Source organism: Thiocapsa sp., assembly GCF_035467215.1.
In the GTDB taxonomy this organism is placed as follows: Bacteria; Pseudomonadota; Gammaproteobacteria; order Chromatiales; family Chromatiaceae; genus Thiocapsa.
Genome location: NZ_DATITZ010000184.1, coordinates 1 through 7,256 on the forward strand (window position 1 = coordinate 1; position 7,256 = coordinate 7,256).

Here is a 7,256-nt window from a genome sequence, read left to right on the forward strand (position 1 = left end):
GGCTTCCCGAGGGGATCTCGCCGGCGGCGGCCAGGTCCTGATAGAGCAGTCCGACATAGGTCAAGAGCCGGACCGCCATGAGGCGATTGACGCTCGACTGAAACTCCAGCAGCAAGTAGACGTAGACCCAGCGCTCGCCCCGGCGCAGCCGCCAGATCATGTCGTCCTCGCGTTCGCGCAGGTCGTGGCTGACGCCGATCTCGCTGACGCGCTGCAGGCTGGTGAAGTCCAATTGCTCGACCCAGTCCTCTTGCACGAAGCCTCGGACCAAGTCCGCGACCAGATCGCGATGCGAGAACAGGAGCTTGTAGGAAGGATCGTGTTCGCCCATCCGGGAGCGCGGGACATTTCCATCGTTTCGGAAACATACCCCAAATCGACCCGGATGACAGCGAGTGCGTTAGGCCGATGGCTCAAGCGCCGGCAAGCTGCCACTCAGGACTGACCGCTGCCGGACAGGTAAATAATGGCAGCTGCCGCCCGAGCGTCGGCGTCGGGTTAGCGAATTGGACGCATTGCCGCCGCTTGCGGTTTTCTCGGAGAGCGACTCAGTTGTCCCAGGTGCCGTCTCCCATCGACCGTAAGCGAGCGACGGGTCCATCCTGTTTGCTGCCGCCCAAGCCTCCACGTTGAGTGAATGAATTGGACGCAGAGCGGACGCTGGCGGTTACGATCGGGACAGGCCGGTTAGGACCCGGAGCCTTCAGTCCCCCGTTGATCGCCTGGGGTCTGCACGTGCCGCATCGGCCCTCTGGCCGAAACGGAGGCGATCAGACGAAGATTTGCGGAAAGCGGACACCCTGCTGGGTTGCTGCGCATTCGTCTTCGGGCTGCTTGCGAACATCGATCACCGACACAAGACCGGGGAATCATGCCACGTCGGTTCCCGAGGGGGCAGGCCCAGCCCTCAGGAGCGTCCGCAAGCGGACGTGAACCGGACTCCAATGAGGGTCTCTGAGCCAGCAACCAGAGAGAACGTCGTCGGAATAGCGGCAGGCAGTGTTGTGAGCTTCTTTACGCTAAACGTAATGCGTACTATCCTCGACACGTGATCAAGAGCTTCGCCGACAAGGTTACCGCCGCCCTGTTCTCGGGCCGACGCGTGCGTGGTCTTCCGCCGGACATCCATCGCCGTGCCTACGCCAAGCTGCAAGCCCTGGATGCGGCGGACACACTCGACTTTCTGCGCGTGCCGCCTTCCAATCGCCTGGAGCAGCTTCGCGGCGACCGTGAGGATCAGTGGAGCATTCGCATCAACGACCAATGGCGCATCTGTTTCCGATGGGAGGAGCATGACGCCTATGACGTCGAGGTGACCGACTACCACTGAGCCCGGCTTATCTTCCAACATCGAAAGCACCAAAAAACCGTGACTATCCACAGAGAGCACCTGGACGAGATCGACTTCTCCGACGTGGCCGACGGCGCGGACATGATGCCACCGGTCACCCCTGGCGAGATCCTCCGCGAGGACTTTATGGAGCCCCTCGGCCTATCGGCGAATGCCCTCGCCAAGGCGCTGCATGTCCCGCCGAACCGGGTCACCGCCATCCTGAACGGCACCCGCTCAATCACCGCCGACACGGCACTGCGGCTCGCTCGATACTTCAGTACGACCCCGCAAGCTTGGCTGAATCTCCAGAAGAACTACGAGCTGGAAGTGGCGAAGCGGACGGTGGGCCGAACCGTCGAGGCCGAGGTCTCTCCCCGAGCTGCATGAAGGCGCAGCTGATCGAGAAGGCTTGCGGGGACTTCCAAGACTCTGTCCCTCACCGGGGGACCTGATGCGACCTGGGCATTCGTCCACAATGATCGTGACGGCCTGCCGCTGGAGACATTCAAGGTCATCTACGACCTGGCTGCTCAAAGCCGAGATGTTTCCATCGAGGTGTGGGGACGGTGCAATATCGAGACGACGGTCGGGGATCGGGGTCGGGTCTTTCCTTTTGCCAGTAGGACCAGACGAACCGAGACGCCCGTCTGCTGACCTCGCCACAGCGGGCGCTCGCGAGGCGTGCGCGACTGGCAGATCCGGGTCGAAAGCAGGTGTCCGGAGCGTGACCGCCAGCGTCCGCAACGCGCGTGCAGCAGTCATCGGATGGTCCAGGACGAGATCCCGACGTCGCAAGGACCGATCTCTTACGTTAGGCCCCGACGCATCGGTGTTTCACGGGAAAACCAAGGCACCCGACGCTCACCGAAGCCACATGCGTCGCGTGAAGTCCCAGGCGAGAATCCGGCACCGCTGCGCCGTCATCCGATGGCGATGCTCTGCGGCGCACTATCTGCGACCATATGCCGCGACCCCCGCAGCGCCGACGCCCCGCCATGCTCACCCCACGCCCTCATCCATTTCGCGCCCTCCTCCTTCCGATCCTGCTCTCGGCCGCCCTGCTCGGTGCCGGGTGCGAGGAGTCCCCCACGGGCCGCAAGCAGATCGCGCTGGTGCCGGAGGCGCAGATGACCGCGCTCGGCGAGCAAGGCTTTGCAGAGCTGCTGCGGACCCTGCCGCTGAACGACGATCCCGACGTGCGCGCCTACGTCGGCTGCGTCGCCGAGGCGTTGGTGGATGCCCTGCCGCAGCCGCACGGGCGTTGGTCCATCGCCGTCTTCGATGACCCGACGCCCAATGCCTTCGCGCTGCCCGGCGGGAAGATCGGCGTGCATGCCGGCATGCTGCGGATCGCCCGCACGCCCGATCAGCTGGCCGCCGTCATCGCCCATGAGATCGCGCATGTGCTGGCGGACCACTCCAACGAGCGCTTGACCCAGGAGCTCGCGGTCCAGGGCGGGCTGATGCTGGTGGATCTGTTCGCCGAGGAGCCGGGGAGTCTCAAGCACGAGGTGCTGCGCCAGGCGCTGGGTATCGGGGCGGAGTACGGGCTGCTGCTGCCCTACAGCCGAACCCACGAGCGCGAGGCGGACCGCATCGGCCGCGATCTGATGGCGCAGGCGGGCTTCGATCCCCGAGCCAGCGTCGCGCTCTGGCGCAACATGGCAGCCGCCGGCGGGGGCCAGCCGCCGGCTTTTCTCTCAACCCATCCCTCCCACGACAATCGGATGGAGGAGCTGGCCGATGACATGGAGCAGGCCGTCGAGATCTACCGCCAAGCCCGTGCCTCGGGGCGTGAGCCGGGGTGTATCCCGCCATGAGAAGGGAGGCGGACAGCGCGCGCCGACCCGGGCGAGCCCCGACGCCTCCATCGAGCAACGAATCGGCGACCCTCGACGCAAAGGAGCTGCCCGACCTCGATGCCGATGTTGAAGGCGGCCAGAGCGGGCGGGACCTCGTTTGCGGATAGGCCGATCTCGGTCAGGGCGCCCGCGAAGCCAAGTCCATGCAGCAAGCCGAACGCGAATGCCATTGCCCACGGAAACCGCTGAATCCAGGTCTCGTGCCCGCGCCCGGCGCGCGTCAACTCCACGGCGACAATGACGATCGTCAGCGCGATCAAGGCTTCGACCGGATGCGACGGAACCGTGACCACACCCAGCACGGCGAGCGCGAGTGCGACGCTGTGCCCGGCAGCGAAGGCAGTGATGGTCCAAAACAACCGCCGATAACCCTGCACGAGCAGGACGAGCCCGAGTACGAACAGCAGGTGGTCGGGACCGCCGAGGATGTGCTCGAAGCCCAGGAGGAGATAGTCGCTCAGGACATCGAGCCGACCGGCACTCTCCGGAACGGTGAATGTAGATGTATCGCCGCGCAGGACCGCTTGGAGCAAACGCCCGTCGGCCAGGTGGACGCGCAGCAGTGCATCGGTGCGGCGCTCGCGCAGGCCGTCGACACCGATCTCCGAGCCGATCAGGCCGCCGTCGCCGCATCGGGCGCTCCAGCGCAGCGTGATGCGCGAGCCCGCGCGGCTCGCAACCGGGTCGGACACGGGTGTGCAGCTCTCCGGGAGGATGGCTTGCAGGGGCGCGTCGGCGGTCCGAGCCACGGGCAATCGCCAGAGCACGTCCAGTGTTCCCGTCGCCGACTCCCGGATCTCCAAGAGCGCTGGGTCGAGCGGATGTGCGACGACGCTCGATGCCGCGCCCGCCAGCCACAAGAGCGCCGCCCACAGGATGGTCGTCCATATGGGCATCGGAGGCATGTGGCTCCGGGCAGTCGAGGTGCAACCGGCGCCGAAGCCGCAGCCGAGCGGACTCTCGACGTTGCTGATCGGCGCGTCGATCACCTCGTCGTTGCGGAAGATGACGTTGCGGCGCAGGTTGTCCGCGCCCGAGTTGCCGGTGAAGTTGTTGATGCAGGCGGCGCCGCTCGGGCAATCCGCCGAGGGCGGCGACCCGGCGTCTGGCACGTCGGGGATGGCGTTGTCCTGCGCCTGATCCCAGCAGGGCAGGGCGTCGGCGCATCAGCCGTTCGCGGCCATCGCCGTATATTCGTAGGCGATGAAGGACGTGAGGGCGCAGGATGAGGTGCGGTCGTAGGCGGCCTCCGCGTCGTCGCGAATCTTGTCCCAGACCAGCTTCGCCCGACGCACGCAGAGCGACCCGTCCGGACCGCAGAAGGCCGGGCGCGTCGGGTTCCGGCTGACGTTTTCGAGTCCAGCGAAGATGCTGGCCGCGGCGCCTTGGCGCAGGCGCGAGATCTCGTCGCGGGCGATGTTGCAGAGTGGGCTGTCGTAGCCCTTCGGAGTCGGGTCAACGTCGGGCGCGCGTCCGCGGCGATCGCGTCTTAAGCCGGTTCTTCTGGACTGCTTGGGGCTTAGGCTTACTCCGGGAAAGGCATGGCAGTTGGGGCAGATCTGGGTGTGCGCAACGTTCCGGCCATCGTCGGCACTTCGGGCCGGCCATCGCTTGGGTGTTTCGGGGTCAAGCGTAGCAGGGGAGCCATGACTCAGCCATCGGGCGTGGAGCGATAGATCGATGGGGACAAGGTCCGCCGCCGTCCGAGTCCGGAGCTTGCCCCAACCCTGACAGACAGGCCCTAGCGGTCCGGCGTGGCGTTTCGCTCGGCCGCTTCGGAGTGCGCGTCCAAATTTCTGATCTGATCAATGATGTCCACCAGTTTCCGACCCTTCTCGGTGAGTCTGTACTCCGTCCGGGGCGGCGACTCGGCGAAGACCTGCTTGGAGAGCAACTCGTATTGGGTCAGCTTGCGCAGCCGCTCCGACAGGACCTTGGTGGAGATCCCGTCGATATGGCGTTCCAAGGCTCCGGGCCGTGCGATGCCGGCGCCGATGGCTTGCAGAACCGAGACCGACCACTTGCAGCCGACCACGTCTTCGAGTTTCTTGTAGGTCGATCGAAGCCGCGGCGATGGTTTTTTTATCGTCTTCTGCATCAGCAAATTACACCAAAAAGTGCTCCGCTCACCGAAAAGTGCCCGCTGTTCGATCAAGCCTGATGCTCCCAACATCACTATCAGGCTTCTGCGGCACGCCGAGGCCATCCATCCAAACGGAGACCACAATGAAGAGCAAAGCGATCTTCTATCATGCCGGTTGTCCTGTCTGCATCGCGGCCGAGCAAAATCTCGCGAGTGCCATCGACCCTGCGAGGTATGAGCTCGAGATCGTCCATCTCGGCGACGATCGTTCGCGCCTGGAGGAGGCGGAGGAATTCGGAGTCAAATCGGTGCCGGCCCTGGTCGTGGACGGGGCCGCGTTTCATATCAATTTCGGAGCCGGCATCGACGCGCTGAGATGATCCCTGTTCCGGATCTCGTGCCCGGCGGACACGGAGACGCCCGCAACCCCGGCACCGGCAATGCCGTCGCCGGGGATCCGGCGCCACCGCGTCAGTCCGACCCGGTCGCCACCCGTCGTTCGGGTGAACGGATCCATTCACTCCAAGAACCCGCATAGAGTCGCGAGCCATTCAGCCCTGCGATCTCCATCGCCAAGATGTTGTGGCAGGCATTCACGCCCGAGCCGCAGCTGTGAACGACGGATGACGGGGGCGCCTGGCCGATCGCTCGGGTGAAGCGTTCGCGCAGACGCTCCGCGGAGAGGAACCGCCCGTCCGCATCCAGGTTGTCCATCAGCGGCATATTGATGGCGCCGGGGATATGGCCCGCCACCGGATCGATGGGCTCTTGGTCACCGCGAAAGCGCTCGGGCGCGCGTGCGTCGATCAGGGTCGGCCGGCCCGCGGTCGGATCGGCGGCCAGCTCGGCGGCCAGCGCCTCGGTGGTGATCCATCGGGTGTCGTCGGGACTTGCGGTCAGCTCCCCTTTCTCATAACGAGGGACCTTGCGCGTCAGCGCGCCGCCTGCGGCGATCCAGGCTTGAAGCCCTCCGTCGAGCAGGGCGACCCGGTCGTGCCCGATCCAACGCAGCAGCCACCAGAGCCTGACCGCGAATCCGCCGCCCACATCGTCGTAGACGACGACGCGCGTCCGCGGCGAGACGCCGCAGTCGCCGAGCCAGGCGGCGAGGCGCGCTGGATCGGGCAAGGGATGGCGCCCGGTCGTCGGACCGATCGGGGAGGACAGATGCGCGTCGAGATCGGCGTGATAGGCTCCCGGGAGATGGCCCTCCGCATAGGCTCGACGTCCCGCCTCGGTGTCGGCCAGCGAGAAGCGACAGTCGAACAGTCGCAGGTCCGAATCCTCGACCCCGGCGAGCAAGGTCGACGCATCGACGAGGTATTCTGGGACGCCGTTCAAGCGTTGAATGCCTCGAGCCCGGACAGACGCATCCGGTGATCACATTCGACCGGTCGGCGCGGTGTTTTACCCTCCACGGCATGCGCGATGGCGCGGATATGATCCGGCGTGCTCCCGCAGCATCCGCCGATGATGTTGAGGAACCCCGACCCCGCCCACTCTTCGATCTGCTCGGCCATCTGATCCGGCGTCATGTCGTAGCCGCCCATCTCGTTGGGCAGTCCGGCGTTGGGGTGAAAGGTGGTGTAGGACTCGGCGATCCGGGCCATATCCTCGACGTGCGGTCTGAGCAGATCCGGGCCCAAGGCGCAGTTGAGCCCGATGGCGAAGGGTTTGACGTGGCGAAGGCTGTTGTAGAAGGCTTCGACGGTTTGACCCGAGAGGGTGCGCCCGGACGCGTCCGTAATGGTGCCCGAGATCATGACGGGCAGGATGACGCCGTCTTCCTCGAAGACCTGATCGACCGCGAAGGCCGCGGCCTTGGCGTTGAGCGTGTCGAAGATGGTCTCGATCAGGATGATGTCGACATCCGCGGCGATGAGCGCTCGGGTCGCCTCGGCATAGACCGCGACCAGCTCGTCGAAATTCGTGTTGCGTGCGCCCGGGTCGTTGACGTCCGGCGAGATACTCGCGGTCT

10 protein-coding genes are annotated in these 7,256 nt (G+C 65.4%); 4 read left to right on the plus strand and 6 right to left on the minus strand.

Annotated elements, in window-relative coordinates; all coding sequences use genetic code 11:
* The coding region (locus VLR48_RS10190; protein WP_325291679.1) for an Rpn family recombination-promoting nuclease/putative transposase at positions 1 to 331 on the minus strand (331 nt) is incomplete at its 3' end.
* 717 nt (positions 332 to 1,048) lie between these two features.
* Between VLR48_RS10190 and VLR48_RS10195 the strand changes: the two genes are divergently transcribed.
* The 3 genes from VLR48_RS10195 to VLR48_RS10205 all read left to right on the plus strand — a co-directional run bounded on the left by VLR48_RS10195 (position 1,049) and on the right by VLR48_RS10205 (position 3,153).
* Positions 1,049 to 1,330, plus strand: coding sequence for a type II toxin-antitoxin system RelE/ParE family toxin (locus tag VLR48_RS10195; protein ID WP_325291680.1), 282 nt, complete (start codon positions 1,049 to 1,051; stop codon positions 1,328 to 1,330).
* Between the two features lie 102 nt (positions 1,331 to 1,432).
* Positions 1,433 to 1,720, plus strand: coding sequence for a HigA family addiction module antitoxin (locus VLR48_RS10200; RefSeq protein ID WP_325291688.1), 288 nt, complete (start codon positions 1,433 to 1,435; stop codon positions 1,718 to 1,720).
* A 608-nt stretch (positions 1,721 to 2,328) separates the two neighbouring features.
* On the plus strand, positions 2,329 to 3,153 hold the full coding sequence (locus tag VLR48_RS10205; RefSeq protein ID WP_325291681.1) for a M48 family metallopeptidase: 825 nt from the start codon (positions 2,329 to 2,331) through the stop codon (positions 3,151 to 3,153).
* On the opposite strand, the gene VLR48_RS10210 is transcribed toward VLR48_RS10205, so the two are convergent.
* The 3 genes from VLR48_RS10210 to VLR48_RS10220 all read right to left on the minus strand — a co-directional run bounded on the left by VLR48_RS10210 (position 3,102) and on the right by VLR48_RS10220 (position 5,293).
* Entirely contained in the window at positions 3,102 to 4,307 is a 1,206-nt protein-coding gene (locus VLR48_RS10210) for a HupE/UreJ family protein (RefSeq protein WP_325291682.1), read from the minus strand. The genes VLR48_RS10205 and VLR48_RS10210 overlap by 52 nt on opposite strands.
* Positions 4,308 to 4,361: 54 nt before the next feature.
* Complete coding sequence (locus VLR48_RS10215; RefSeq protein ID WP_325291683.1) at positions 4,362 to 4,490, minus strand: hypothetical protein; 129 nt, start codon at positions 4,488 to 4,490, stop codon at positions 4,362 to 4,364.
* A 446-nt stretch (positions 4,491 to 4,936) separates the two neighbouring features.
* Positions 4,937 to 5,293, minus strand: a complete 357-nt coding sequence (locus VLR48_RS10220; protein ID WP_325291684.1) for a helix-turn-helix domain-containing protein — start codon at positions 5,291 to 5,293, stop codon at positions 4,937 to 4,939.
* A 128-nt stretch (positions 5,294 to 5,421) separates the two neighbouring features.
* Here VLR48_RS10220 and VLR48_RS10225 point away from each other — a divergent pair, with 128 nt between their 5' ends.
* The gene (locus VLR48_RS10225; RefSeq protein ID WP_325291685.1) at positions 5,422 to 5,658 is read left to right on the plus strand and encodes a thioredoxin family protein; all 237 of its coding nucleotides are present in this window, start codon (positions 5,422 to 5,424) and stop codon (positions 5,656 to 5,658) included.
* Positions 5,659 to 5,749: 91 nt separating this feature from the next.
* Here the strand turns inward: VLR48_RS10225 and VLR48_RS10230 are convergent, their stop codons facing one another.
* On the minus strand, positions 5,750 to 6,619 hold the full coding sequence (locus tag VLR48_RS10230; RefSeq protein ID WP_325291686.1) for a sulfurtransferase: 870 nt from the start codon (positions 6,617 to 6,619) through the stop codon (positions 5,750 to 5,752).
* Positions 6,616 to 7,256 (minus strand): homocysteine S-methyltransferase family protein (locus VLR48_RS10235; protein ID WP_325291687.1); only part of this gene is annotated, 641 nt, incomplete at its 5' end. The genes VLR48_RS10230 and VLR48_RS10235, both read right to left, overlap by 4 nt.

What these genes read in the sequence shown, in the direction of transcription:
- VLR48_RS10205 (WP_325291681.1), top strand. Translation starts at nt 2,329, where the DNA reads ATGCTCACCCCACGCCCTCATCCATTTCGCGCCCTCCTCCTTCCGATC.
- VLR48_RS10200 (WP_325291688.1), top strand. Translation starts at nt 1,433, where the DNA reads ATGATGCCACCGGTCACCCCTGGCGAGATCCTCCGCGAGGACTTTATG.
- VLR48_RS10220 (WP_325291684.1), bottom strand. Translation starts at nt 5,293, where the DNA reads ATGCAGAAGACGATAAAAAAACCATCGCCGCGGCTTCGATCGACCTAC.
- VLR48_RS10225 (WP_325291685.1), top strand. Translation starts at nt 5,422, where the DNA reads ATGAAGAGCAAAGCGATCTTCTATCATGCCGGTTGTCCTGTCTGCATC.